The organism is Dactylosporangium vinaceum, assembly GCF_019904175.1.
GTDB classification, from domain to species: Bacteria; Actinomycetota; Actinomycetes; order Mycobacteriales; family Micromonosporaceae; genus Dactylosporangium; species Dactylosporangium vinaceum.
Map to the genome: position 1 here is coordinate 6,726,426 of NZ_CP061913.1, position 23,344 is coordinate 6,749,769.

The 23,344-nt window shown below is 72.6% G+C and carries 22 protein-coding genes; 16 read left to right on the forward strand and 6 right to left on the reverse strand.

The window, feature by feature from the left end; translation table 11 throughout:
- The first annotated feature begins 20 nt into the window (after positions 1-20).
- Positions 21-1,610 carry a methyl-accepting chemotaxis protein gene (locus Dvina_RS30330; RefSeq protein WP_223092737.1) on the forward strand — a complete coding sequence of 530 codons (1,590 nt, stop codon included), beginning with the start codon at positions 21-23 and terminating at the stop codon, positions 1,608-1,610.
- Here Dvina_RS30330 and Dvina_RS30335 read toward each other — a convergent pair.
- From Dvina_RS30335 to Dvina_RS30350, 4 genes are all read right to left on the reverse strand, one after another.
- Positions 1,598-2,821, reverse strand: coding sequence for a WD40 repeat domain-containing protein (locus tag Dvina_RS30335; RefSeq protein ID WP_223092738.1), 1,224 nt, complete (start codon positions 2,819-2,821; stop codon positions 1,598-1,600). The genes Dvina_RS30330 and Dvina_RS30335 overlap by 13 nt on opposite strands.
- Before the next feature lies 1 nt (position 2,822).
- The gene (locus Dvina_RS30340) at positions 2,823-3,338 is read right to left on the reverse strand and encodes a SigE family RNA polymerase sigma factor (protein WP_223092739.1); all 516 of its coding nucleotides are present in this window, start codon (positions 3,336-3,338) and stop codon (positions 2,823-2,825) included.
- A gap of 49 nt (positions 3,339-3,387) precedes the next feature.
- Complete coding sequence (locus Dvina_RS30345; RefSeq protein WP_223092740.1) at positions 3,388-3,969, reverse strand: hypothetical protein; 582 nt, start codon at positions 3,967-3,969, stop codon at positions 3,388-3,390.
- 62 nt (positions 3,970-4,031) lie between these two features.
- Positions 4,032-5,690: a family 43 glycosylhydrolase gene (locus Dvina_RS30350; protein ID WP_223092741.1), complete on the reverse strand. Its 1,659-nt coding sequence runs from the start codon at positions 5,688-5,690 to the stop codon at positions 4,032-4,034.
- Positions 5,691-5,751: 61 nt separating this feature from the next.
- Between Dvina_RS30350 and Dvina_RS30355 the strand changes: the two genes are divergently transcribed.
- From Dvina_RS30355 to Dvina_RS30375, 5 genes are all read left to right on the forward strand, one after another.
- Complete coding sequence (locus Dvina_RS30355; RefSeq protein WP_223092742.1) at positions 5,752-7,026, forward strand: right-handed parallel beta-helix repeat-containing protein; 1,275 nt, start codon at positions 5,752-5,754, stop codon at positions 7,024-7,026.
- A gap of 43 nt (positions 7,027-7,069) precedes the next feature.
- On the forward strand, positions 7,070-7,588 hold the full coding sequence (locus Dvina_RS30360) for a SigE family RNA polymerase sigma factor (protein WP_223092743.1): 519 nt from the start codon (positions 7,070-7,072) through the stop codon (positions 7,586-7,588).
- Entirely contained in the window at positions 7,585-8,802 is a 1,218-nt protein-coding gene (locus Dvina_RS30365; RefSeq protein ID WP_223092744.1) for a TolB family protein, read from the forward strand. The genes Dvina_RS30360 and Dvina_RS30365 overlap by 4 nt, the downstream gene beginning before the upstream one ends.
- Before the next feature lie 137 nt (positions 8,803-8,939).
- Entirely contained in the window at positions 8,940-9,347 is a 408-nt protein-coding gene (locus Dvina_RS30370) for a cellulose binding domain-containing protein (RefSeq protein WP_223092745.1), read from the forward strand.
- Between the two features lie 216 nt (positions 9,348-9,563).
- Positions 9,564-11,588: an ATP-binding protein gene (locus tag Dvina_RS30375; protein ID WP_223092746.1), complete on the forward strand. Its 2,025-nt coding sequence runs from the start codon at positions 9,564-9,566 to the stop codon at positions 11,586-11,588.
- Here the strand turns inward: Dvina_RS30375 and Dvina_RS30380 are convergent.
- Positions 11,572-12,402 carry a helix-turn-helix transcriptional regulator gene (locus Dvina_RS30380; RefSeq protein ID WP_223092747.1) on the reverse strand — a complete coding sequence of 277 codons (831 nt, stop codon included), beginning with the start codon at positions 12,400-12,402 and terminating at the stop codon, positions 11,572-11,574. The two genes, Dvina_RS30375 and Dvina_RS30380, sit on opposite strands and share 17 nt — an antisense overlap.
- An 85-nt stretch (positions 12,403-12,487) precedes the next feature.
- On the opposite strand from Dvina_RS30380, the gene Dvina_RS30385 reads away from it, so the two are divergent.
- The 10 genes from Dvina_RS30385 to Dvina_RS30430 all read left to right on the forward strand — a co-directional run bounded on the left by Dvina_RS30385 (position 12,488) and on the right by Dvina_RS30430 (position 22,336).
- Positions 12,488-13,441 (forward strand): SDR family oxidoreductase, encoded by a 954-nt coding sequence (locus tag Dvina_RS30385; protein ID WP_223092748.1) that lies wholly within the window; start codon positions 12,488-12,490, stop codon positions 13,439-13,441.
- Positions 13,442-13,536: 95 nt separating this feature from the next.
- Positions 13,537-13,854, forward strand: coding sequence for a hypothetical protein (locus Dvina_RS30390; protein WP_223105799.1), 318 nt, complete (start codon positions 13,537-13,539; stop codon positions 13,852-13,854).
- Positions 13,851-16,187, forward strand: coding sequence for a DUF4132 domain-containing protein (locus tag Dvina_RS30395; protein ID WP_223092749.1), 2,337 nt, complete (start codon positions 13,851-13,853; stop codon positions 16,185-16,187). Before Dvina_RS30390 ends, Dvina_RS30395 begins: the two co-directional genes overlap by 4 nt.
- 257 nt (positions 16,188-16,444) lie before the next feature.
- Positions 16,445-16,990, forward strand: coding sequence for an AMP-binding protein (locus Dvina_RS55785; protein ID WP_380030612.1), 546 nt, complete (start codon positions 16,445-16,447; stop codon positions 16,988-16,990).
- Between the two features lie 122 nt (positions 16,991-17,112).
- Positions 17,113-18,174, forward strand: coding sequence for a tyrosine-type recombinase/integrase (locus Dvina_RS30405; protein ID WP_223092751.1), 1,062 nt, complete (start codon positions 17,113-17,115; stop codon positions 18,172-18,174).
- Positions 18,171-19,415 carry a tyrosine-type recombinase/integrase gene (locus tag Dvina_RS30410; RefSeq protein ID WP_223092752.1) on the forward strand — a complete coding sequence of 415 codons (1,245 nt, stop codon included), beginning with the start codon at positions 18,171-18,173 and terminating at the stop codon, positions 19,413-19,415. Before Dvina_RS30405 ends, Dvina_RS30410 begins: the two co-directional genes overlap by 4 nt.
- Before the next feature lie 27 nt (positions 19,416-19,442).
- Entirely contained in the window at positions 19,443-19,673 is a 231-nt protein-coding gene (locus Dvina_RS30415) for a hypothetical protein (protein WP_223092753.1), read from the forward strand.
- Positions 19,674-19,961: 288 nt separating this feature from the next.
- Positions 19,962-20,540, forward strand: coding sequence for a hypothetical protein (locus tag Dvina_RS30420; protein ID WP_223092754.1), 579 nt, complete (start codon positions 19,962-19,964; stop codon positions 20,538-20,540).
- A 189-nt stretch (positions 20,541-20,729) separates the two neighbouring features.
- Complete coding sequence (locus Dvina_RS30425; RefSeq protein ID WP_223092755.1) at positions 20,730-21,263, forward strand: hypothetical protein; 534 nt, start codon at positions 20,730-20,732, stop codon at positions 21,261-21,263.
- 548 nt (positions 21,264-21,811) lie between these two features.
- The gene (locus tag Dvina_RS30430; RefSeq protein WP_223092756.1) at positions 21,812-22,336 is read left to right on the forward strand and encodes a hypothetical protein; all 525 of its coding nucleotides are present in this window, start codon (positions 21,812-21,814) and stop codon (positions 22,334-22,336) included.
- Positions 22,337-22,669: 333 nt separating this feature from the next.
- On the opposite strand, the gene Dvina_RS30435 is transcribed toward Dvina_RS30430, so the two are convergent.
- Positions 22,670-23,293 (reverse strand): RICIN domain-containing protein, encoded by a 624-nt coding sequence (locus tag Dvina_RS30435; RefSeq protein WP_223092757.1) that lies wholly within the window; start codon positions 23,291-23,293, stop codon positions 22,670-22,672.
- Positions 23,294-23,344: the final 51 nt, after the last annotated feature.

The window sequence follows — 23,344 nt, forward strand, 5'->3', positions numbered from 1 at the left end:
GGTCGGCCGATGGTGGCGGTGTGCTCTCCTGGATCGCGGATCGGCGGATCCGCACGAAAATCCTGGCCGCGGTGGCCGTCGTCGCCGCGCTGAGCACGCTCGACAGCGTGTTCGCGATGGACGAGCTGGCCACGACCAACGCCCGGGTCGACACCGTCGCCGCGCACACCCGCACGGTCGAGGCCGCGGGGGGCCTGCGCGACGCCGTCTACCGGGCCCAGATCAACTCCCTCGACCTGTTCCTGGCCCAGGACCCGGCGACGGTGACGGCGAAGACCGCCGCCGTCGACACCACCGACCGGGCGGTCGCCGACGCCGCGGCCGCGCTGCGCGGGCGGGCGCTGTCCACGGCCGCCCAGCAGGCGCTTGACACGTTCACGGGCACGTGGACGGCGTACATGGCAGCGCTGCGCGACCAGCTCGAGCCGCTCGCCGCCCGCGGGGACCTGGCCGGCGTCCAGTCGGTGCGGGCCACGAAGATCGCCCCGCTGACCGCGACGATCACGGCCTCCCTCGACACCGTCGTCGGCGAGGCCGTCCAGGGCGCGCAGGCGGAGCAGGACGGGGCCGACGCCGGGTATCGCCGGACCATGCGCATCGTCGTGGTGGCCCTGGTCGCCACGCTGGTGTTCGGCCTGCTGCTCGCGTTCGGCCTGGCCCGGCTCATCTCCTCGGCCCTGGACGCGTGCATGGCGGCGCTGCGCCGCATCGGCGCCGGTGACCTCACCGCCCGGGCCCACGTGCGCAGCCGCGACGACCTCGGCGAACTCGCCGACACCCTGAACAGCACCGCGGCCGCCGTCGGCGCGACGGTCCGCAAGATCACCGACAGCGCGCAGCGGCTCACCGAGACCTCGGCGCGCATGTCCGCCGTCGCCACCGACCTGTCCGGCTCCGCCCGGACCTCCTCCCGGCAGGCCGGCACCGTCGCCGGCGAGGCCCAGCGGGTCTCCGGCAACGTGGCCACGGTCGCGACCGGGGCCGAGGAGATGGGCTCGGCGATCCGCGAGATCACCCGCAACGCGACCGAGGCGTCGCAGGTGGCCGCCGACGCCGCCCGGATCACCGACCAGGCCCAGCTGTCGGTGCAGCACCTCGGGAACTCCTCGGCCCAGATCGGCTCGGTGGTCAAGCTGATCACGTCGATCGCCGAGCAGACGAACCTGCTGGCGCTCAACGCGACGATCGAGGCGGCGCGGGCGGGTGACGCCGGGAAGGGCTTCGCGGTGGTGGCGGGCGAGGTCAAGGACCTGGCTCAGGAGACCGCCCGGGCCACCGGGGAGATCGGCGCCCAGGTCGCCGCCATCCAGCAGGAGACCGACGGGACGATCGCCGCGATCGGGCAGATCGCCGAGGTCATCGGCCGGGTCAACGACTACACCACGACCATCGCCTCAGCCGTGGAGCAGCAGACCGCGGTGACCGCCGAGATCTCCCGCAGCGTCGCCGAGACCGCGACGAGCGCCACCAGCATCGCGTCGAGCATCGCCGGTGTCGCCGGGACCGCCGACGCCGTCAACTCCGGCGCCACCGACACCCAGCACACCGCGTCGACGCTCGCCGCGATGTCCGGCGAACTGCGCGACGCGATCGCCGCCTACCGCATCTGAGCCCGCACCCGCCGCCCGATCCGCCAGGCGAGCCACACCACCGGCAGCCCGGCCACGGTGAACATCCCCCACACCCACCAGGACGCCTCGAACCGGTCCGGCCAGTCGGCCCGCCCGCCGAACGTGCCGTGCTCCACGAGGTCGAGCGGGATGTCCGGGTTGACCATATCCCGGTCCAGCGTCATCAGCGTCCGCTCGGCGCCCGGCCCGAGCTGCACGACAGTCGTCTCGCCGGTGCCGAAGCGCAGCGCCACGACGTCGCCGTCGCGGAAGCCGAGGACCCGGTCGGCCCGGCCGAGGCGCCGCACCTCGGCGCCGGTCGCCGCGTCCAGGACGACGGCCTGCCCCCGGTGGTCGCCCGGACAGTTGCGGGTGCGGGCGTCGCAGTGGTCGACCGTGGTGGCCAACTGCCGACCGTCCGGGCTGAACACCACGGGGTCGTCGAGGAAGAAGCCGTTGACCGGCACGTCCCACCGGACCGGTCCGGCCGGGTCGATCCGGACCAGCCGGTGCTCACCGACACCCCCGCCGGCCACCGGCACCACCACGGTGTCGCCGTCCGGCGCGATGGCGAGCCCGGCGCGGCCGATCGTCCCGTGCACCGCGTGGGAGATGCGGACCCTGCCGGTGCCGAGGTCGATGAGGTTGACCGTGGAGTCGTTCTCCACCGCCGCGACGGTGTTCCCGTCACGGGACCACGTGGAGGGGTAGGCGCCGTTCAGCCGGGCGATCTCGCCGGTGGTGAGGTCCAGGACGCGGTCGTAGCCTTCCAGGAGCCGCCGCCCGTCCGGCGACACGTGCCCGCGGCTGTGTCCCCGCACCTGGTCCCGGACGCGGTAGCGCCCGTCGCGCCCGACCACGACCGTCTCCGTCTCGTCCAGCGTGAACGGGCGGTCGCCGTCGTACACCAGCGCGACCGGCCCCGGCGGTGAGCTCGCGATCGTCGGGCGCCCGAACGTCGCGGCCGCCGCCCGGCTCGGCAGCACGCCGGAGGAGCCGTCCGGGGTGGCCGGCTCGGCCCGGTGGTGCCCGGCCGCCGGCCACCACAGCGGCACCGTCAGCAGCACCACGACGACCGTGAGCGCGACCGCGCCTCGCCGGATGACCCGCCGACGCCGGCCCCGCCGCCACGCGCGGTCCGGGAACCGGGGCGGCGGCATCCGGTCGGCGACAGCGCTCAGCGCGGCCCGGACCGTGTCGAGGTCCTCCACCTCAGCTCCCCTCCCCGGCCGCCGCCAGCTCCGGTGCGACCTCCCGCAGCCGGGCCAGCGCCTCGCGCGCGTAGCCCTTCACCGTGCCGACGGACAGGCCGAGGATCTCCGCGGTGCGGGCCTCGGTCTGGTCCTCGAAGTAGCGCAGCACCAGGACCGCCCGCTGCCGCGAGCTGAGCCGCCCCAGCGCCTCCCGGACCGCCAGCGACAGCACGACCCGGCCGCTGTGGTCGGCCGCCGCGCTCCCCGGCGCCTCGGGCGGCTCGGCGACCGGCACGACCCGCCCGCGGTGGCGCCGCCAGGCCGAGACGTGCTGCGAGTAGAGCACCCGGCGCACGTACGGGTCCGGGTCACCGCCGCGCACGATCCGCTCCCACCGCGCCGCGACCTGCTCCAGCGTCGCCTGGACGAGGTCCTCGGCCTGGTGCACGTCGCCGGTCAGCAGGTACGCCACCCGCGACAACGCCACCAGCCGGTCCCCCGCATACCGGCGGAACGACTCCTCAGCCTGCTGCACCGCCACCTCCCACCGGGTTACACGCGTGCGGGTGCCGGTTTGGAGGGGGCTACGAGGCGGACGGCCCCGCCGACGCGGGCGCGGCCGGCACCGTCCAGCTCGCCACGGCCCCGTGCGGGGTGTAGTCGACGGTGGTCGGGCGCTTGTCGGCCGGGGCCGGGAACGTGATCCAGCCGCGGACGCAGGTCCCGGCGGGCAGGGAGCGGGAGGTGAACGGGTACTGCGGGCGCGGGAAGGCGTCGTTGTTGGTCTCGGCCGCGGCGGCGAGCGAGTTGTCGGCGTAGTGCAGGCTCCACGTCTTCCAGTCGACGGTGACGTTCTGCTTCGCCGAGTCGAGGGTGCAGACCTGGACGTCGGCGGAGGCCCACGTGTAGCCGGCCGGCCCGGCGTTCGGCCCGCCGGCCACGCTGGGCAGGCGAAACTCGTAGACCGTCGCGCTGACGGTGTCGACCAGCCGGGCCGACTGCCCGAACGCGACAGGCGGCCCGGCGGTGGGCCGCGCGGCCGGCGTCCTCGCCGGTGGGGTGGTGCGGTGCGGGGTCGGCTTGGGGTGCCGCGGCGCGCCACCACAGCCGGCGGCCGCGACCGCCACGATCAGGAGCGAGCACACGGCAGGCACACGTCGGGTCACCTCACCAGCGTAGTCAGGCCCGGCCACGGCGGCATGGGCGCCGTGACCGGGTCCCTCACGCGTCACCGGGTGCGGTACACCCGGAAGTAGTCGAAGACGGCCGTCGCCCGGGGGTCGTTGCCGCCGTGCGCGATCAGGCCGATGCGCGGCGCCGGGCCCGGCGGGAAGGTCCAGGTGCCGCCCCAGCTCCAGTGCACGCCGTCGCGGCTCCAGCCGGCCCGGAAGTGGTGCTCGCCGTGCACGGTGGTGTGGGCCAGGCGCAGCCAGGTCGTCGCCGCGGGCGGCCCTTCGACGATGCCGCCGTAGGAGAGGCGCCCGGCGTAGGGCAGCTCGCGGCCGAACTCGATCTGGCGGGTGTTCCAGATCGCGACGTGGCTCAGGCGGGCGAAGTCGTCGTCGCCGCGGTACGCGATCAGGCCCGCCTGCTCGTAGTTGCGGACGGTGTCGACGCCGAGGTCGATGGTCAGTTTCGTCTCGACGATGTAGTCGCCCTCGGGGGTGGCGCGCCGGAGCAGTACCCCCGCGGTGTTGGCCGGGCCGGTGAGATCGGCGGCCTCGGTCGGCCAGCGCAGCGCACCGCCGCCGACCGCTGCCGCGTCGTCCGGGCGCACCCAGGTCCAGCCCCGGCCCAGGCCGCCGTCGAACTCGTCGGAGGCGGCGCGGTCCAGGCGGCCGGAGTGCGGGGCCGGGGCGGTGCGGACGCTCGGCCAGCCGCCCGGCCACTCGAGGCGGTCGATGAGCATCGGGCGGCGGTTGATGCCGTACGGCTCGTTCAGGTACGGGGCATTGCGGTCGATCGCGTGGTACACCAGCCAGTCCTGGCCGGTGCCGTCGGTGACGACCGCGTTGTGGCCGGTGCCGACCCAGCGGTCGCCGTCGGGCTGGATGACCGGCGTGCCGCCGACCCGGGAGTCCAGCAGCGACACGCCGTCGCGGTCCACGAACGGCCCGGTGGGGTTGCGGGAGCGGCCGGCGAAGACGCTGTAGCCGGTGGTCGGGCCGGCGCAGCAGTTCGCGGCCGAGCCGAACAGGTAGTACCAGCCGTCGCGGCGCACCACGTAGGCGCCCTCGTAGCGGTTGTCGATCGCGACCTGGGTGGCGGCGCCGGCGACGGTGAGGCCGTCGGCGGTCAGCGGGGCGGTGAAGATGCCGCCGAAGTAGGAGCCGTAGTACAGCCACAGCCGGCCCTGAGCGTCGCTGAGCAGCGCCGGGTCGAACGTCCAGAGGAACCCGCCGCCGGGTGCGGGGCGCGGTGCGACGACCGGGCGGCCGCTGTCGGTCCACGGGCCGAGCGGCGTGGGCGCGGTCGCGACGCCGATGGCCGAGTCGTCGCCGGGGTTCAGGGTGGTGTCGGTGACGGTGTAGTACAGCAGGTAGTGCTCGCCGACGCGGCGGATGTCGGGCGCCCAGATCCCGGCGGCGGGCTCGGCCCAGGCGGGGCGGCTGGTGAGGGCGTCACCGGCGTACGCCCAGTGGAACAGGTCGGTGGAGCGCAGGATCGGGATCAGGTGCGGGGTGGTCTCCCCGGCCTTCAGGGGGTCGCTGGTGCCGAACGCGTACCAGACGCCGTCGGCGCCGCGCACCACCGACGGGTCGGCGAACGTGTCAGCGGCGGGGGCGGACACCGGGTTCGTATAGGGCGCCGGGCGCGCGGCCGCGCCGGCGGGCAGCGGGATCAGGACGGCACCGACGAGGAGCGCGATCAAGCTCAGGATGCGCATGCCTCACTTTCTACAACGTTGTATTCATCGTTGTAAAGAGCGGGTGTTGTACCGTCCACGGGTGATCTCGGGTTTACGACACGCCCTGCTCACCGGCGCTGTCCTGCTCGCGCTGGCGGCCTGTGGCAGTACGGGCCAGGTCGGCACCGTCCCGGCGCAGCGATCGTCAGCCGGCCCGGCCGCGGAGGCCGGCGCGGGCCTCGGCAGCGTCTCCGCCGCCGCACCGGCGTCGAGCGCCCCGGCCGCCGTGCCCCGCAACCCCGGCGGCGCGGTGCTGGTGGTCGGGCCCGGCCACGCCTACCGCACCCCGTGCCAGGCGATCGCCGCGGCCAAGGCCGGCGACACCGTCCAGATCGACGCCAAGGGCAATGGCGGCTACGCCGGCGACGTGTGCGGCTGGAGCACCGACGGTCTTATGATCGTCGGGTTCAACGGCCGGGCCCACGTCGATGCCGCCGGGAAGAACAGCCAGGGCAAGGGCACCTGGGTCATCGCCGGCAAGCGCACGACCGTCGACAACGTCGAGCTCAGCGGGGCCACGGTGCCCGACGGCAACGGGGCGGCGATCCGCCAGGAGGGTGCCGGGCTGACGCTGCGGCGAAGCTTCCTGCACGACAACCAGAACGGCATCCTGGCCGGCGACAACGCGGCGAGCGACATCGTCGTGGAGTCGACGGAGCTGGCCCGCAACGGCGCCGGGGACGGGTACACGCACAACCTGTACCTCGGCCACGTGCGCAGCTTCACCATGCGCTACAGCTGGTCCCACGACGCCAGGGTCGGCCACCTCGTGAAGTCCCGGGCGCTCGTCAACGACATCCTGTACAACCGCATCACCGGCGAGAACGGCTCCGGCAGCTACGAGATCGACCTGCCCGACGGCGGGCGGAGCCGCATCGTCGGCAACGTCGTGCAGCAGGGCAAGGGCAGCCAGAACCCGAACATCATCGCCTACGGCGAGGAGGGCTCCCCCAACCCCGGCTCCCGCCTGACCGTCGCCTTCAACACCATCGTCAACGACCTGGGCCGGGGCACCGCGATCATGGTGGGCTCCGGCATCACGGCACCCGTCGTCGTGCAGAACAACATCCTGGCCGGCGGCGGCACGCTCGTGAGCCAGGGCGGCGCGAGCACGTCCGGCAACTGCACCGCGGCCGACCCCCGCTTCGCCGACCGCGCCGGCCTCGACTACCACCTGGCCGCCGGCTCGCCGTGCATCGACAAGGGCGTCACCCCGGGCGCGGACGCGGCGGCGGCCGAGCAGTACGTGCACCCCCTGAGCCACCGGGCCCGCGCCGCCACGGGCGCCGGGCCCGATCCCGGCGCCTTCGAGTGAACCGGCCTCAACCATCGGGGGCCGGGGTGACGTTCTGGATGGTGTGAACGACGAGCGGTACCCCGGCTTCAGGGACTTCGCGGACGCGCGCGGCGCCGCACTGTCGCGGGCGGCCTTCCTCCTGACCGGCGACCACCACGCCGCCGAGGACCTGGTGCAGTCCGCGCTGGCCCGGGTCCTGCGGCACTGGCGGCGCATCGAGGGCGGCGACCCCGAGGCGTACGTCCGGCGCGTCATGTACAACCTGCAGATGTCCTGGTGGCGCCGGCGTCGGGTGCCCGAGCACCTGGCGGCGACACCCCCGGACCGGCCCGGGACCGACCCCTACGCGGCGGCGGCCCTGCGGCTGAGCCTGGACCGGGCGCTCGCGCTGGTGACGCCGAAGCAGCGGGCGGTGCTGGTGCTGCGCTTCTACGAGGACCTCACCGAGGCCCAGGCGGCCGACCTGCTCGGCTGCTCGGTCGGCACTGTCAAACGGCACGCGCACGACGGCCTGGCCCGGCTGCGCGCGGTCGCCCCCCATCTCGTCGACGACGTCCGGATCACTGGAGGCCTGCGATGACGGCCCGGCTGCGCGAGGCGATGCGGGAGCAGGCCCGACGAGCCGAGACCTACGAGTTGTACCGCGGGTCGCTCGCCCGGGCCCGCCGAGCCCGCCGGCACCGGCGCACCGCCGCGGCGCTGGCGATCGCGCTCGTCGCCGCGGCCGGCCTGGCCCTGCCGCTGTGGCTGCACCGCACGGCCCCGGTCCCGGCCGTCCCGCCGCCGGCCGGTCCGAGCCTGCCCGCCCGGATCGGTGCACCGCCGCCCGGGACCGGCCCCCTCGGCGGCCCGGCGAGCGTCGCCTTCGGGGCCGGCACCTGGTGGCAGGGCGCGAGCGCGAACGTCACAGCGGTCGTCGGCGCCGGCCGCGGCGACTACGGCGTCGTGGACAACCGCGCCCCCCTCTACGCGGGCGAGCAGGCCGTCCTGTCCCCCGATGGCACCCGCCTGGCCGGCGAGGGCCGGGTCAGCGACCTGCGCACCGGCACCGCCACCGACCTGCCCGACCTCGGCCCCGGCACCCGGACCCCGCAGGCGTGGTCCCCGGACGGCCGGTGGCTGGCCGTCATCGCCTACCGGACCCACCCCTCCGGCAACGAGTTCACCGGCGCCACCCTCCACCTGGTCGACCCGGCCACGGGCGAGCACCGCCCGGTCGCCGACCTGAACCCGCACGGCGCGGCCGACGGCTGGAACGTGGCGTTCGCGCACCACAACAGCCGGTGGGCGTACCAGTCGGGCAACGAGATCATGGTCGCCGACATCACCGGCGACCGGCTCGCCCGGTTCACCGTCCCACCGGGCACCCACCTGGCCGGCAAGGGCGCCTGGACCCCCGACGACACCGCCCTGACCCTGCTCGGCCGCCACGACTCCCGCTGGCGGCTCAGCTACGCCCGCTGGCCCGACGGCGCCGCCGCGGCCGGCCCGGCCCTGCCCGAGCTCGACGGCCTGGCCGCGGTCCGCCTGCTGGGCTGGTCACCGGCGGGCGCGGCGGTCGTGGCGGCGCTGTATCCGAAGCCCGGCACCCCGCCGCACGACTTCACCCTCGACCAGGACACCCTCCCGGCCGCCCACACCCGGCTGACCGCCTACCGCTACGTCGACGCGGCCCGGATCCTGGCCGTCCGCCCGGCCCCCGACAACACCCTGCGCGTCCTGGTCCAAGGGGCCGAGGTCTACTCCATCGACGCGGCCGACGACGCCGTCGCGAGCGGCCTGGAGCGCCCGTGACCCCGGCCGCCGCGGCACCGCCGCCCCCGGCCGCAACGCCGCCGCACCGCCGAGCCGGCCGCGGCCGGGTGTCCGACGCTGTCCGACGCCGTCCGGGATCCGGGGCGCAGCCGGCGGCGATCGGCCACGATGCCGCCATGAAGCTCAAAGCCCTCGCCGCGCTCCTCGCGCTCGCCCCGGCGTCAGCGTTCGCCACCGCCGCCCCGGCCGCCGCCGACCCCACCCCGGCGCCGACCTGCACGGCCCAGGTCATCCCGTTCGCACCCCAGTTCCTGACCGTCGTGACCGTGCGCAACAACGCCACGGCCCCGTTCACCGGCTGGTCCGTCACGTTCGAGCTCCCCGCGACGGCGACGGCCGGCATGGTCTTCGGCGGCACCCTCACCCGCGCGGGCTCCACGGGCACCATCACGCCCGCGCCCTGGTTCGTCTCGCTCAACCCCGGGGTCGCGGCGAACGTCGGCTTCTCCGGCTCGGCTGTACCTTTCACGCTGCCCACCGACATCAGGCTCAACGGGGTGCCCTGCGGCCCGTCCGGCCGGTAGCCCGCCCGGGGCGGTGCCGGTTAGCCTCCCGCCATCGAGACTCTCGGCGACCTGGGGCGGGCGCTGCGCGAGCTGCGGCGGCGGCACGCCCGGCGCGGGCACACCGGTGAGCTGACCTACCGCGAGCTGGCCGCCGCGACCGGCTGGTCCCACGGCGTCATCGGCGGGTACTTCTCCGGCCGGGTCCTGCCGCCGACCGACCGCCTCGACACCCTCGTGCGCCTGCTCGGCGCGACGCCCGCCGAGCAGGGCGCGTTCGCCACGGCCCGGGACCGGATCGCCGACGGCCGGGCCGCCCGGCCGCGGGCGGCGACCCCGCGGCAGCTCCCGCTCGACGGTGCGGGCTTCGTCGGCCGCGAGGAGGAGCTGGCCGCGCTCGACGGGACAGCGCTCACGGCCGTCGTCGGCACCGCCGGTGTCGGCAAGACCGCGCTGGCCGTGCGCTGGGCCCACCGCGCGGCCGCCCGGTTCCCCGACGGGCAGCTCTACGTCGACCTGCGCGGCTTCGACAGGCAGCGGCCCGTCGCGGCCGCGGAGGCGCTCGGCGGCTTCCTGCGCGCCCTCGGCGTCGACGGCGGCGACGTGCCGCGGGCCGAGGCCGAGCGGGCCGCGCTGTACCGCACCCTCGTCGCCGGCCGCCGTCTGCTCGTGGTGCTCGACAACGCCTCCGGCGCCGACCACGTCCGCCCGCTGCTGCCCGGCACCGCCACCTGCACCGCCGTCGTCACCAGCCGCGACGACCTCACCGGCCTGGTCGTGCGCGAGGGTGCCCGCCGGGTCCGCCTGGAGCCGCTCGGCCCGGCCGCCGCGACCCGGCTGCTGCGCACGCTGCTGGGCGAGGAGGCCGACGTCGCCGCGATCGTCAGCCGGTGCGCGGGGCTGCCGCTGGCCCTGCGCATCGCCGCCGAGCTCGACGACCTCGGCGGCTTCGACACCGGCGACCCGCGGACCGCCGTGCGGACGGTGTTCTCCTGGTCCTACCGGCATCTGGGCCCGCGCGAGCGGCACGTGTTCGCCCGGTTCGGCCTGCACCCGGGCCCCGACCTCGACGGCGCGGCGGCCGGCGACCCCGCGGCGCTCGCCGCCCTGGTCCGCGCGCACCTGGTGACCCGGACCGGCGCCGACCGCTACGCGATGCACGACCTGCTGCGCGCCTACGCGGCCGAGACGCTGCCCGCCGGGGAGCAGCGGGCCGCGCTGACCCGGCTCCTCGAGCACTACCTGGCCCTGGCCACGGCCGCGGGGGCCGCGCTCTTCCCGCACGACGTCGCGGGCCGCCCGGCTCCCGGCGGCGCCGACGCGGCCCGCCGCACTCTGGACCGGGAGCGGGCCAACCTCGTCGCGCTGGCCGGGCTGCGCACCGAGCACGCCATCGGGCTGTCGCGGGCGCTGTGGCGTTACTTCGAGGTCGGCGGCCACGGCCACGACGCCCTCGCCGTGCACGGCGCCGCGGTGCACGCGGCCCTGGCCGGCCGGGAGGGCGCCGCGCAGGTCATGGCCAACCTGGCCGGCACCTATTGGTGGCTCGGCGAGCACGCCCGCGCCCGCGACTGGTTCGAGCGCGCACTGGCCTGGCACGAGCGCAGCGGGGACCGGGCCGGCCGGGCCCGGGCCCGCGCGCGGCTGGGCCTGGCCCACGAGCGCCTCGGCGACTGCGCGCAGGCCCGCGCATGCCTGGTCGCGGCGCTTGCCGAATACCGGCTCATCGGCGACCGCCACGGCGAGGGCTCGCAGCTGCTCAACCTCGGCGGCCTGCACCGCCGCCTCGGCCACTACGGCCTGGCCCGCCGCCACCTGCGGGCCGCGGCGACCCGGTTCGCCGAGCTCGGCGACGCCCGCCTCGAGGGCTACGCGCTGGGCAACCTCGGCGCGCTGGAGAGCCTCGTCGGCCGGCACGAGGAGGCCCTGGACCAGCTGCGGCGGGCGCTCGCGGCCTGCCGGTCCGTGCGCGACCGGGGCGGCGAGGGCAGCGCGCTGGCCGCCCTCAGCGCCGCGCTGCTGCGGCTGGGCCGCCCGGCGGAGGCGGCCGCCGGGTTCGAGCAGGCGCTCGCCATCAGCCGGGAGACCGGCGAGCGCGGCCTGCACATCGAGGCGCTCAACGGCCTCGGCGACGCCCTGCAGGCGCTGGGCCGCAACGACAGGGCGCGGCATCGGTACCGCACCGCGCTCGACCTGGCCCGCCGGGCCGGCGATCCCCACGAGGCGGCGCGGGCCGAGGCGGGGCTCACGGGGCGGCGATGACCGAGAGCAGCTGCAGCTTCTCGTGGCTCTCGCTGCCGGGGACGGCCGTGTACACCAGCAGGGAGTGCGCCTGGTCCGGGTCCTGCAGCGCCTGGCAGGCCACCTCGAGCAGCCCGACCTCGGGGTGGATGAAGCGCTTGGTGTGGCTGTAGCCGACGCCGATCTCGTGCTCGTCCCACACCGCCCGGAACTCGGCGCTGCCCGCCATCAGCAGCCGGTGCAGGTGCGCGGCCCACGAGTCCGGCCCGCGCAGCGTCACCACCGCCCGCAGCCCGGAGGCGAAGACCCGCGAGTGCAGGGCGTGGTCGTCGGGGTGGTACCGGGCGCGGTAGGACGGGTCGGTGAACCAGCGGTAGCCGATGCTGCGGGCGGGGCCCGTGTACCTCGTCAGGTCACCGGTGAGCGCGACGCCCAGCGCCGTCTGCCGCAGCGTCTCGCCGAGCTCGGTCACCACCTCGGCCGGCGTGTCGGTGAGCCGGTCCAGGATGCGCAGCACGCCGGGGCTGATGTGCTCGCTGCCCGGGCCCTTCGTCGGCGGCTGGTGCCCGGCGAGGCGGAACAGGTGGTCGCGCTCGTCGCGGGACAGGTGCAGCCCCTGCGCGATCGACGCGATCATCTGCTCGGACGGGTGCGGCCCGCGCTCGCGCTCCAGCCGGCTGTAGTAGTCGGCGGAGATGTGACACAGCGTCGCCACCTCTTCGCGGCGCAGCCCGCTGGTCCGGCGCCGCTGCCCGCGCGGCAGCCCCACGTCCTCCGGCTGCAGCGACTCGCGGCGGTGGCGCAGGAATCCCGCCAGCCCGGCTCGATCGATCATGTCTCGTTCTTACCATCGGCGCCGCGGCGCAGCCTGGGATCGAGAGGCCGTGGATAACCGCGCGTGACCGGCCCACAGTGAGGGCATGACACGCAAAGCCAGCGACATCACCGTTCCCGACCTCTCCGGCCGCCTGGCCGTGGTCACCGGCGCGAGCGACGGCGTCGGCCTCGGCCTGGCCACCCACCTCGCGGCCGCCGGCGCCGAGGTGATCCTCCCGGTGCGCGATCCGGGCAAGGGCGAAGCCGCGATCGCCGGGATCCGGCGGTCGTACCCCCGGGCCGTCGTCTCACTGCGCGAGCTGGACCTGGCCTCGCTCGACTCGGTCGCCGCGCTCGGGACCGTGCTGCGCGCCGAGAACCGCCCGATCCACATCCTGGTCAACAACGCCGGCGTCATGACCCCGCCGGGGCGCCGGCGCACCGCCGACGGGTTCGAGCTGCAGTTCGGCACCAACCACCTGGGCCACTTCGCCCTCGTCGGGCACCTGCTGCCCCTGCTGCGGGCCGGCCGCGCGCGGGTCACCGCGCAGCTCAGCATCGCCGCGCGGCAGGGCACCATCAACTGGGACGACCTGCAGTGGGAGCGCTCCTACGACGGGATGAAGGCCTACGTCCAGTCGAAGATCGCACTCGGGCTCTTCGGGCTCGAGCTGCAGCGGAGAAGTACCGCCGAGCACTGGGGTATCACCAGCAACATCGCGCATCCCGGCGTCGCCGCCACCAACCTGCTCAAGGCGCAGCCGGGCCTGGGCCGCCCGCAGGCCACCATCGGCGGCCGGCTCATCCAGGCCCTCGGCAGCCGGGGCATCCTGGTCGGCACCCCCGACAGCGCCGCGCTCCCGGCCCTGTACGCCGCCACCGCACCGCAGGCGCACGGTGGCCGCATGTACGGCCCGGGCGGCTTCCAGCACCTCGCCGGCGCCCCGGTCGAGCAGCCCGTCTACGCCCCGCTGCGCAGCGAGGACGACGCCCGCCGGGTGTGGGAGATCTCCGAGTCCCTCACCCACGTCGGCATCGGCCGGGCCCCGGCGGCCTGACCCCGGCGCCGCCAGCGCCCGCCGCCGGCCGCCGACACCGGCGATCCGGGGGACAGCCGGGCGGCGGTCGCCGGCGTACGCTCCCGGCTGTGCTCATGACCATCCACGACGAGACGGCGACGGGCCGGGTCCTCGGCTCGCTGGAGCTGGACCTGCCGGCCGCGCTGACGCTGCGTGAGCTGATCCGGCTGCGGGTCCGGGAGGAGGTCGCCCGGCACAACGCCCAGGCCGCCTCCGCCGCCGAGCGGGTCGACTGGGAGCCGCCGGCCGGCGCCGCCGTGGCCGCGTTCGGCCGCAACGCGTTCTTCGTCCTCGTCGGTGACCGGCAGGTCGAGGACCTCGACGCGCCGCTTACCCTCGACGAGGCGTCGCGGGTCGCGTTCGTCCGCCTCGTGCCGCTGGTCGGCGGATGACCGCCTTCGACCTGCCGGACACCCGCCTGGTGGGCCCGCAGGACGCCGAGCACTTCCGGCGCACCGTGGTGCCCGGCCTGAGCGACGAGCAGGTCCGCTGGGCCACGATCCACCTCGCCGAGCGGGCGGCGGCGGCCGACAACTGGTACATGGACGACGGCCGTCTCCTGCCGGCGCTGGCGACCCGGCGGCCCGCCTGGTCCGCGGCCGAGGTCGCCCGGCTGTTCGACCTCGGCCTGCAGGCCACGCCGTACTCCGTCGTGACGGTCCTGCGGGTCGCGGCCAGCGCCGCCGAGACGCTCGACCCGGCCGAGCGCCGAGGCCTCGCCGGGCGCATCCGGGCGGCCCGGCAGCGGGTCGACGAGCCCACCTACAGCGAGGCCGGCGAGCGGGTGCGGCTGCACTCCCGGCTGACCGCCCTCGCCGAGTCCGCGGACGGCTCCCCCAACGTCTGGCTCGGCCGCATGCACGTCGAGGACGGCTGGAGCCGCGCCGCCGTCGACCTCCTGGGCCGGGCCGCGGCCGGCGCCGACCCGGAGGCCGTCCGGGACCTCCTCGACCATGCGCAGGCCCTCGCGTCCGGCCCGCGCCCGACCAGGGCGTGGCTGGGCGGGGCGGCTGCGCTGCTCGACGGCCGGCCCGGCCTGCTCGCCCTCGTGCACGACCTCCTCGAGCTCGCCCACACGTGCCCCCCGGCGCTGACGCGGGCCTACGGCAGCCACTACCCGGTCCGCGTCGGGCCGGACAGCGCCGGCCTGGTGCGCGGGCTGCTCTGGTCGGCGCAGGTGGGCGGAGCGCCCTGGCTGGTCCCGCTGGCGCTCGCGCTGGCCCCGACGCTCGGCGAGCCCAAGGCGCTCAACGCGTGCTACGCGGTCCTGGGCCGCCGGGCCGACGCCGACGCGATCGCCGCACTGGTCCGGCTGCAGCGCGGCACCCGCCACCGCGGCAAGCTCAAGCAGATCGCCGCCGCCCTCGACGAGGCCGCCACCACCGCCGGCGTGAGCCGCGGCGAGCTCACCGAGCTGACCATCCCCGACTGCGGCCTCGACGGGCGGCGGGAGCGGCGCATGTCGTCCGGCGGCGTGACCGCCGTGCTCGCCGTCGACGGGCGGGCTCGGGTCCGCGTGACGTGGGAGCAGGCCGGCACGCGCACGACGAAGCCGCCGCCCGGCACGGACGCGGCGCTCACCGCCGAGGTCCGCGGCGCCACCACCGAGCTGAAGAAGGCCCTCGCCGGCGAGAAGGAGCGCCTGGAGGACCTGCTCGCCGAGGACCGCGAGTGGACGTTTCCCATCTGGCGGCGGCGGTACCTCGAGCAGCCCGTCACGGCACCGCTCGCCGAACGTCTCCTGTGGACGGTGCAGGACGGCGGGCACCGGCGGACCGTCCTGCCGGCCACGCACGACGGCCCGATCGAGGCGGGCGACGCGGCGACGGTGCGGCTGTGGCACCCGGTCGACGCCGACCCCGCGCAGGTGCGGGCCTGGCGCGAGCACATCCTCGCCGTGGAGCTGCCGCAGCCGTTCAAGCAGGCGTTCCGCGAGATCTACGTGCTGACCCCGGCCGAGGAGGAGACCGCCGGCTACTCCAACCGGTTCGCCGCCCACGTCCTGCGCTACCACCAGGCGTACGCGCTCATGAAGCAGCGCCGCTGGGGCGGCAACTACCTCGGCGGCTGGGACGGCGGCTACAGCGGCGAGGCGAAGCGCGAGTTCCCGGCGGCCGCCCTGACCGCCGTCTTCCACCACGAGCAGGCGGGCGACGGCAACCGCGGCGACACCGTCGAGTACTGCACGACCGACCGGGTCCGCTTCGAACGCGGCCGCGCCCGCACCCGCGAGGAGGTCCCCCTGGCCGACGTACCGCGCCGGGTCTTCAGCGAGGCCATGCGCGACGTCGACCTGTTCGTGGGCGTCACCTCGATCGCCACCGACCCGACCTGGGCCGACCGCGGCCCCGAGGACGACCGGTTCGAATACTGGCAACGCTTCGCCTTCGGCGTGCTGACCGCCAACGGCCAGGTCCGCCGCCAGGTCATCGAGCACCTGCTGCCGAAGCTGAAGATCCGCGACAGGGCCCGGCTGGACGGCAACTACCTGGTCGTCGACGGCCGGCGCCACACGTACCGCATCCACATCGGCAGCGGCAACATCCTCATGTCCCCGAACGACCGCTACCTGTGCATCGTCCCCTCGTCGAGGCCCAAGCCGGCGGGCGTGCGCTTCCTACCTTTCGAGGGCGACGAGATGCTGTCCGTCGTCCTGTCCAAGGCCCTCCTGCTGGCCGACGACCACAAGATCACCGACCCGTCCATCCTGCGCCAGCTCGGATGACGTCCGCCGCGTAACCACCCACGCAGCACGACGCTTGACGCACCACGCAGCGCAAGCCGCCATGTGCCGTGTGCGATGCGTCAGCGCGGTCGTCGTGCCGTCAGCTCCCGAACGAGGTGGCCCGCCGGCCGTCCGCCGCGGCCCACCAACCGGAGTTGGAGACCGGCCCGGTCCACCAGCCGGAGTTGGAGACCTCGGCCGACCGCAGCGGCCCGGCGGCCGGACCGGCGACGACCTTGACGCAGTCGCCGGCCGAGGTGGCCACGGCGACCGAGCCGGCGGACATCAGCAGCGCCGTCCAGTTGCCGCAGGAGCAGGTCCACGCGGCAGCGCGGCGCTTGGCAAGCCGCCGGGCCGAGCGCGGTGTCGGGCCCGGGCACGTGATCGGCCGGTGCGCGGAGCGTGGCCGGCCCCGGCCGATCGGGCTCCTGGCCATAGTGCGGACCGGCGCGGCGTACCTGCCGTTCGACCCGCAGTACCCCACACAGCGAATCCGGTTCATGGTCATCGACGCTACGCCCGGCCTCGGTTCTGTGCACATCGATTTCTTGTGGGCTTGTCAAGCGTGCTCGGCTGCATCGGGTACGCGGGCTTGCCGCACGACTCCGACGCCAACCGCGACGAGAACGCCGTCGTCCGACACGCTCCGAACGACGGGACCAACAGGTGGTTCGGCATCTGGAGGAGCGCCCCAGCCTGCTGCCCACGAGCCAATGAGACTCGACCGCCCGACCGTTGACATCCGATGGAGGGTCACATCCAGCAGCAGCCAACAGGCGCAACGGATGCACGCTCATGCTTGATATGCAGGTAATTCTCCTTCATCTTCGGCTGGTTTGTGCCGATAGGTCGGTAGAGGGGTTCCTGTATGTCGTGGAGTGCTCTGCGCCTGGTTCGGTCACGGGACGCTGCGGGCGATCTTGTCGTGCGGTTCGGTGTGGCGGTGCTGGATACGTATCTGGAGTTTCTGGCGGTGCGGTCGCGGTCGAATACGGTGGCGGCGGTCGCGTATGACCTGAAGGTGTTCTTCGCCGTGGTTGGTAAGCCGCCGCGGCGGGTCGTCGCGGCGGACGTGCTGGCGTTCGTCACGGCGCAGTATGCCGGCGGCCCGGCGCGGCGGCTGCAGATAGCCGGCGGGAAGGGCGGCGTTTCGGCCCGGACGGTCCGGCGGCGGCTGTCGAGTGTGTCGGGGCTGTTCGCGTTCCTGCATGTGCGCGGTGATGTCGCGGTGAACCCGGTGCCGCGGGGGCTGCCGACCCGGCGGGAACAGCAACGCCCGCGGCAGGGCGTGCCGCTGGTCCGCACGCCGCGCACGTTGCCGCGGATTCTGGAGCCGGGTCAGGTTGATGCGCTGCTGGCGGCGCTGCGGACGCACCGGGACCGGGCGATGGTCGAGGCAATGGTGCTGGGCGGGCTGCGTCGCTGCGAGGTTCTTGGACTGCGGCTGCAGGATCTGCACGTGGCGGCGCGACGGGTGTTCATCGCTGCAGGGAAGGGCGGTCATCAGCGGCAGATTCCGGTCTCCGGCCGGTTTTTCGCCTCGGTCGCGGCATATTTGGATCGTGAACGGCCGCTGGAGGCGAATACCGATCGTCTGTTTGTGGTCCTCAAGGGCCAGCGGCGGGGCCGGCCGCTGTCGCCGGCGGGCGTGGATCAGATCCTCGACTCCGCCCGTGTCCGGGCCGGGCTGGGTCAGGCCACGTGTCACCAGCTGCGGCATACCTGCCTGCCCCGGCTGCGGGAGGCCGGGATGGCCCTCGAAGCAGTGCAGGCCCAGACCGGGCATGCCTCGATCGAGTCGACGCGTATCTACCTGCACCTGGCCGACGACTGGCTGGCGTCGCAGTACCGGCGCGCAGCCGAAGCCATCGACGCGCAACTGCTGTCTGGTGCACTGCTGCCCGGCGAGCTGCCGGCGTTCCGCGGCCCTCATCATGGTGCAGGAACAGACCAACGTGTGTCTGTTGTGGACGGAGACTATTCGTGACCGGCGTGCTCCGGCTGCCCGGCTGGGATCAACTCGCCGCGTCCGCCCCGGACATTGCCGCGCCGATGCGACGCTATCTGCTGCAGCTGACCGCCATCCTGCGCCCGGGCAGTGTCGGCGGCGCCGATCTTGCCCTGCGCTCGCTGGCCGCGTTTCTCGCCGAGCAGGCGCCGGAAGTCCGGTTCATCGCCGACATCCGTCGCCACCATATCGAGGACTTCCGCACCTGGCTGGCCGCCCGGCCCGGCCAGCGCAGCACCCGGGTTACCCCGGCGACGCTTGCGCACCGGCTCGGCACGCTGCGGATGTTCTTCGTGCGGATCAGTGACTGGGACTGGCCCGAAGCGCCGGCCCGGGTGCCGATCATTCCCGCCGATCTGCCCCGCCAGGACCATCCCCTGCCCAAAGCCCTCGACGACCCGGCCGCGGCGAAGCTGCTCCGCGCGGCCCGCAACGATCCCAGGATGCTCACCCGGGTCGTGGTGGAAGTGTTACTGCGCACTGGTTTACGCGTCGGTGAGTTCACCGCGCTGCGCGCCGACGCGGTCATGCTCATCGGTGCTGCGCACTGGCTGCACGTCCCGGTCGGCAAACTCCACGAAGACCGCTACCTACCCCTGCACCCGCACCTGGTCACCCTCATCGACGAATACCGCACCGCCCACGTCGCACCGGACAACCCCCTGCTACTGCCCCGAGAGAGCGGTGCCGCACTGGACCGGCACACCGTCACCCGCCTGATCAACAAGGCCGGCACCACCGCCGGTCTGTCGCACATCCATCCGCACCAGCTGCGGCACACCCTGGCCACCCAGGCCATCAATCGCGGCATGACCCTCGAAGCCATCGCCGCCCTGCTCGGCCACCGCAGCCTCGACATGACCCTGCGCTACGCCAAAATCGCCAACCGCACCGTCGCCGACGAATACTTCGCCGTCACCGAGAAAGTCGAATCCCTTTACCAGCAAGGCAAACCCCTACCGGCCGACACCATCGGCCCGCGCATGGCCCGGCTCCGCCGCGAACACCACCGCCTCCTCGGCAACGGCTACTGCACCCGCCCACCCGAACTCGACTGCGCCTTCGAAGCCATCTGCGAAACCTGCACCTACTTCCAAACCAGCATCGAGTTCCGGCCGACCCTGCAACGCCAACACGACCACGCCGCCGAACACCACCAAACCCACCGCGCGAACCTGTTCAACCAACTCCTGACCCGCCTCGACGACCAAGCATCCTGACCACGGCACCGAGAGGCCAACCAACCCATGCCCGACATCACCGTCACCCACAACCACACCGCCGAACTCGCCGAACTCCTCGAGTTCATCAACACCTGGCTCACCAGTGACTACCACCTGCTCAACGCCTCGCTGCACCAGTTCGTCGGCCACCCCGCCTACCACATCGACCGGCTCAAAGCCGACCTTGCCAAATTCGCCCTCCTCCTCGGCGGCGCCCCTGACACCCTCACCGAACCCCACCAACCCGATCTCTAGATCAACTTGACAAGGATTACCTGCATAATGCCGATGAGCGGACACACGCATACCGGACAATTGATCTTCCCTGGCCGACCGTCGGTGAATATCGACCCATCGGACGAATGGGTCCGACCTAACTCCTAGAACGATAGGTGCCCGTCGCTCGAAATCATTCTGTCGATTAGACGTAGGGTCTAGGATTTCCGTCCCATTAACTATGGACCCAGCCCAGAGCCTGCTGGGTCCGTAGCTCTTGTGGCCGTCTTGACACCATCTCACCATCGTTTCATCAGCGGAGAGAAGATGCAATCTTTCGCCAAACTTCCGGCGATGTTGGTTCGATATGAACCAACACCCAGTCCGAACCCCGCCTCAGCGCCTCCTGGGAGTGGACTAGATTGGTGGCAAATTGTAGTTGCTGCCGGTGTTGTTGTCGGATTGGTCGTCGGAATTGTGCAGGTTGTATTTTGGGTTCAAGATCGCCGAACTCGGCGCGAGCAGCAACGACTGTTTGAAATTATTGGAAATCAACTGAATGCCGAGCGCGCTAGGGTCGAGGCGGTGCAGTCAACCGCGCTAGTCGCGGAGCTGCGAGCGCAGATTGAGCGAGATCTCCCAGCGGAAGCACGCCGTGTCCATCTTTCGGAACGACTGCAAAGTCTTGCGCGTAGTATTACGGCAGACTTTGAAGAGTATCAACAAATTGAGAAAGAAATGGCGCAAACAGCGAGCGCCTCTCCGCTGCACGAGCAAGTGCGTAGCGTGGTAGAGCAAGCAATCCTGCCTGCTCGGCAAATGGACCGCCGACGGGATCGGTTCGTTCTAATCATGCTGGACCTATTGGCGGCGAGCACCCTACAGCTACGACTCATTGAATTATGATCGACTCTACTCGGCTATCTTTACCGGGACTCTGCTCTGGAGCGTAGTAGCACTTGTGGCTGGATACGTGCTCCGCTGGTCGGAAGCAAAGTCGCTGAGGCGTAACCGTCTGCTCCGCGTGGCATCCTTACAGCACATTGGGGCGACGACACGGCCACCCAAGCCTACGCAAACTGTCATAATCCGAACATGCTTGTACTCTTCGACGGCACCGTGCAGATCCACTACCAGCAGCTTTATGTCGAGAGCCGGGAACCCGACATCATTGCTATCGACGCCATCGATGCCTACGCCGGACAACGCAACGGCATGTGTGGCGCGGCAACACCAGGCCTCCTATACATCACGACGGGCAAAGGCAGCGGCCCCGCCGCAATCCGCGTTGAGCGGCACGACACCGAACCGCCGATCGAAGACGTCTGGGAAGACATCGTCGAAGTCCCGTTCCACCCTCAAACATCAACCGTCCAACTCATGCAATGGGCAGCAGAAGCACGGTGGCCACTGGACCTCGAACACCAGCACTACCGCGTCAGATACCACGCGCGCGGCATGGACTTCAGCGACGAAGGCTCGGACGAACCGGACGAAGACTACTTGCTGCAATTCTGGCCCGCGCCGCCAAAACCCGACCGAATCGTCCGGCAGGAGACGAAGACCGCCGGCCACCTCAACACCGAGCGAATTTGGTCACCGAAATCCGGGCGATACGTTGAACCATAGGGCGTTACGGTGGCCGCGAGAAAGGCCACCAGCTACAGGCCGAGCAGCACCACGACCTTCGCCGGGGCAGTTCGTGGCCGGTGCACGACCCGATCGTAGCCGCGACAATCAATGGCCGAAGTGTCGCCGGAACGGTGCGCGCTCCTACCGGTCCCGTGCGCTCGTACCGCTGGACAAGCACGACGGCATGCGGGTGCTTTGATCAGGCGCACGCTCATGCCGCTGCGAGCGCTCGCAGCCACCAAGGGTCTTCACTGACCGTTAGCAACCCTCGGCAAGGTATGGTCGCATCGATGACAGCGCATCCCGCCATGGTCTTCCTCGTAGCATCCGAACACGGCGTGCTCGCCAATTCATGGCATGGGGTGGGCGCGGAGCCAGTCGGCATACCCGTGCGTGCCGTCCAGGCCGCCATACCACCGTGACCAACTCTTTGGGATCGTCGTGATCGGTCGGGCAATCAGTAAGCGTCGAGTAGGGAATCCGCGACAGCGCAACACTGAGCGTGGCGCGTCCGCAAGGTCGCAGGAAGCAGCTAGAACGGATCTATGCGGTTCACGCTCACCTACGACGGTCCCCTCAAGCCAGACGGCGACGCTCGGCACAAAATGGACATTCGCCGGCAGTTGCACCGCCAGTTGGCAGAGCTCTGGACGCACGAGCCGCTCAGGAATATGGGCAACGCCGCCGAGCACTATGAGCTCGTGGGCGGCCGTGGGTTCACATCCGTTGTGCATGATGCGTTCAAGCTCCGAGCCGAACTCGACGTGCTCCTGCTTCGCGAGGCAGCTCCAGGCGGCATCCTCAGTCGAGCCGACATCGACAACCAGCTCAAGACCTTGTTCGACGCCTTGAGCTGCCCCCACCTACAACAGGTGCCGACTGATTGGCAACCGGACAGCGCCGAGCAACCGCTGCACTGCCTGCTGCAAGACGACCGTTACATCACTCGCGTGAACCTGGAAACGGAGCGATGGCTGGACGCGCCGCGCCCTCAGTACGTCCGGCTCTTCATCCGCGTGCGAGTAACCACCGCCTACCCGACCTTTGGCTCCGTCGCACTTGGCATCTGATCAGTCCGAACGCGAATCCCCAGCGCCGCGAGAGCTGACCATTGTTGCCTGTCTCGGCTATCCAACCCGAGCACTTGCTGCACAGGCGGCGCGCTCGTCCACCAAATTCAAGATCACCTTTACGCATATGGCGCTGTTGGTGTGTGCGACGGGCGGACCGTGATCGGTTCTACCGGGGTCTTCCTCATCGACGGCATGCTGCCCCCATTCGCCCGCCGGCACGCACGGTCATCTCGATGTCCTGCCAAGAGCGGACAACCTGGCCTGTCACGCGAGGAACGCCGAGGCCTGGTGGAGAGCCCGATCGCCGTTCACTGTCGCAATCTGCTGCTTCTAGCGCGGCCCGAACCTGAACAGCTGGGTGGCGGTGCCCTTGGTACGTGGCTGCGGCCCGCTGCTCTGCGTCTCGGCCCGCTTGAAGACGCCGCGCTGCACGACTGTGCCGTCGGCCTGCACCGTCAGCGTCAGGCCGCTGCCGACGTTCTGCACCATTGTCGGGCCGGCGTTGGTGAGGAGCACAAACGCCTGGCTCGGCGTGCCGTCGCACGGCCGCAGTTCCAGGGCCGCGCCCGCCTGCTGCGAGTCGCCGACGACGTCCAGGCACAGCGGCCGGCGGCCGGGCCGCAGGCTCGGCTGGAAAGCGAAGGCGTTCGGCAGCACCTTGCTGGTGACGGTGGTTGCGGCCTCGATCCGCGGGAACTGTTTCGTCCACACCTGCGAGTCCGGCGCCTGCCCGGCCTGGCCGATGCGCGGCCGCTGCACGATCCAGGCGCCTGCCTTGTCGCCGTCGGGCTGCAGGACGTTCGCGGCGCCGGCCGGCTGGATGATCTGGTCCTTGACCGGCGGCAGGACGTCTTCGGCGGCGGCCGGCGCGGCGCTGGGACCCGCCAGCAGCGCGGCGGCGAGGGCGACGCCGCCGCAGAGCGTCGCGGTCCGGCGAAAGGTACTCGTGCGCATCGCTGTGCTCGCTTCCGGTGCTCGGCGGTGGCGGTCGGCGTTCGTCACCAG

Bases quoted from the DNA above. Each gene is read 5' to 3' on its own strand.
- Dvina_RS30420 (WP_223092754.1), top strand. From the start codon at position 19,962: ATGCAATCTTTCGCCAAACTTCCGGCGATGTTGGTTCGATATGAACCA.
- Dvina_RS30415 (WP_223092753.1), top strand. From the start codon at position 19,443: ATGCCCGACATCACCGTCACCCACAACCACACCGCCGAACTCGCCGAA.
- Dvina_RS30385 (WP_223092748.1), top strand. From the start codon at position 12,488: ATGACACGCAAAGCCAGCGACATCACCGTTCCCGACCTCTCCGGCCGC.
- Dvina_RS30370 (WP_223092745.1), top strand. From the start codon at position 8,940: ATGAAGCTCAAAGCCCTCGCCGCGCTCCTCGCGCTCGCCCCGGCGTCA.
- Dvina_RS30425 (WP_223092755.1), top strand. From the start codon at position 20,730: ATGCTTGTACTCTTCGACGGCACCGTGCAGATCCACTACCAGCAGCTT.
- Dvina_RS30390 (WP_223105799.1), top strand. From the start codon at position 13,537: ATGACCATCCACGACGAGACGGCGACGGGCCGGGTCCTCGGCTCGCTG.
- Dvina_RS30395 (WP_223092749.1), top strand. From the start codon at position 13,851: ATGACCGCCTTCGACCTGCCGGACACCCGCCTGGTGGGCCCGCAGGAC.
- Dvina_RS30430 (WP_223092756.1), top strand. From the start codon at position 21,812: ATGCGGTTCACGCTCACCTACGACGGTCCCCTCAAGCCAGACGGCGAC.
- Dvina_RS30435 (WP_223092757.1), bottom strand. From the start codon at position 23,293: ATGCGCACGAGTACCTTTCGCCGGACCGCGACGCTCTGCGGCGGCGTC.
- Dvina_RS30365 (WP_223092744.1), top strand. From the start codon at position 7,585: ATGACGGCCCGGCTGCGCGAGGCGATGCGGGAGCAGGCCCGACGAGCC.
- Dvina_RS30350 (WP_223092741.1), bottom strand. From the start codon at position 5,690: ATGCGCATCCTGAGCTTGATCGCGCTCCTCGTCGGTGCCGTCCTGATC.
- Dvina_RS30380 (WP_223092747.1), bottom strand. From the start codon at position 12,402: ATGATCGATCGAGCCGGGCTGGCGGGATTCCTGCGCCACCGCCGCGAG.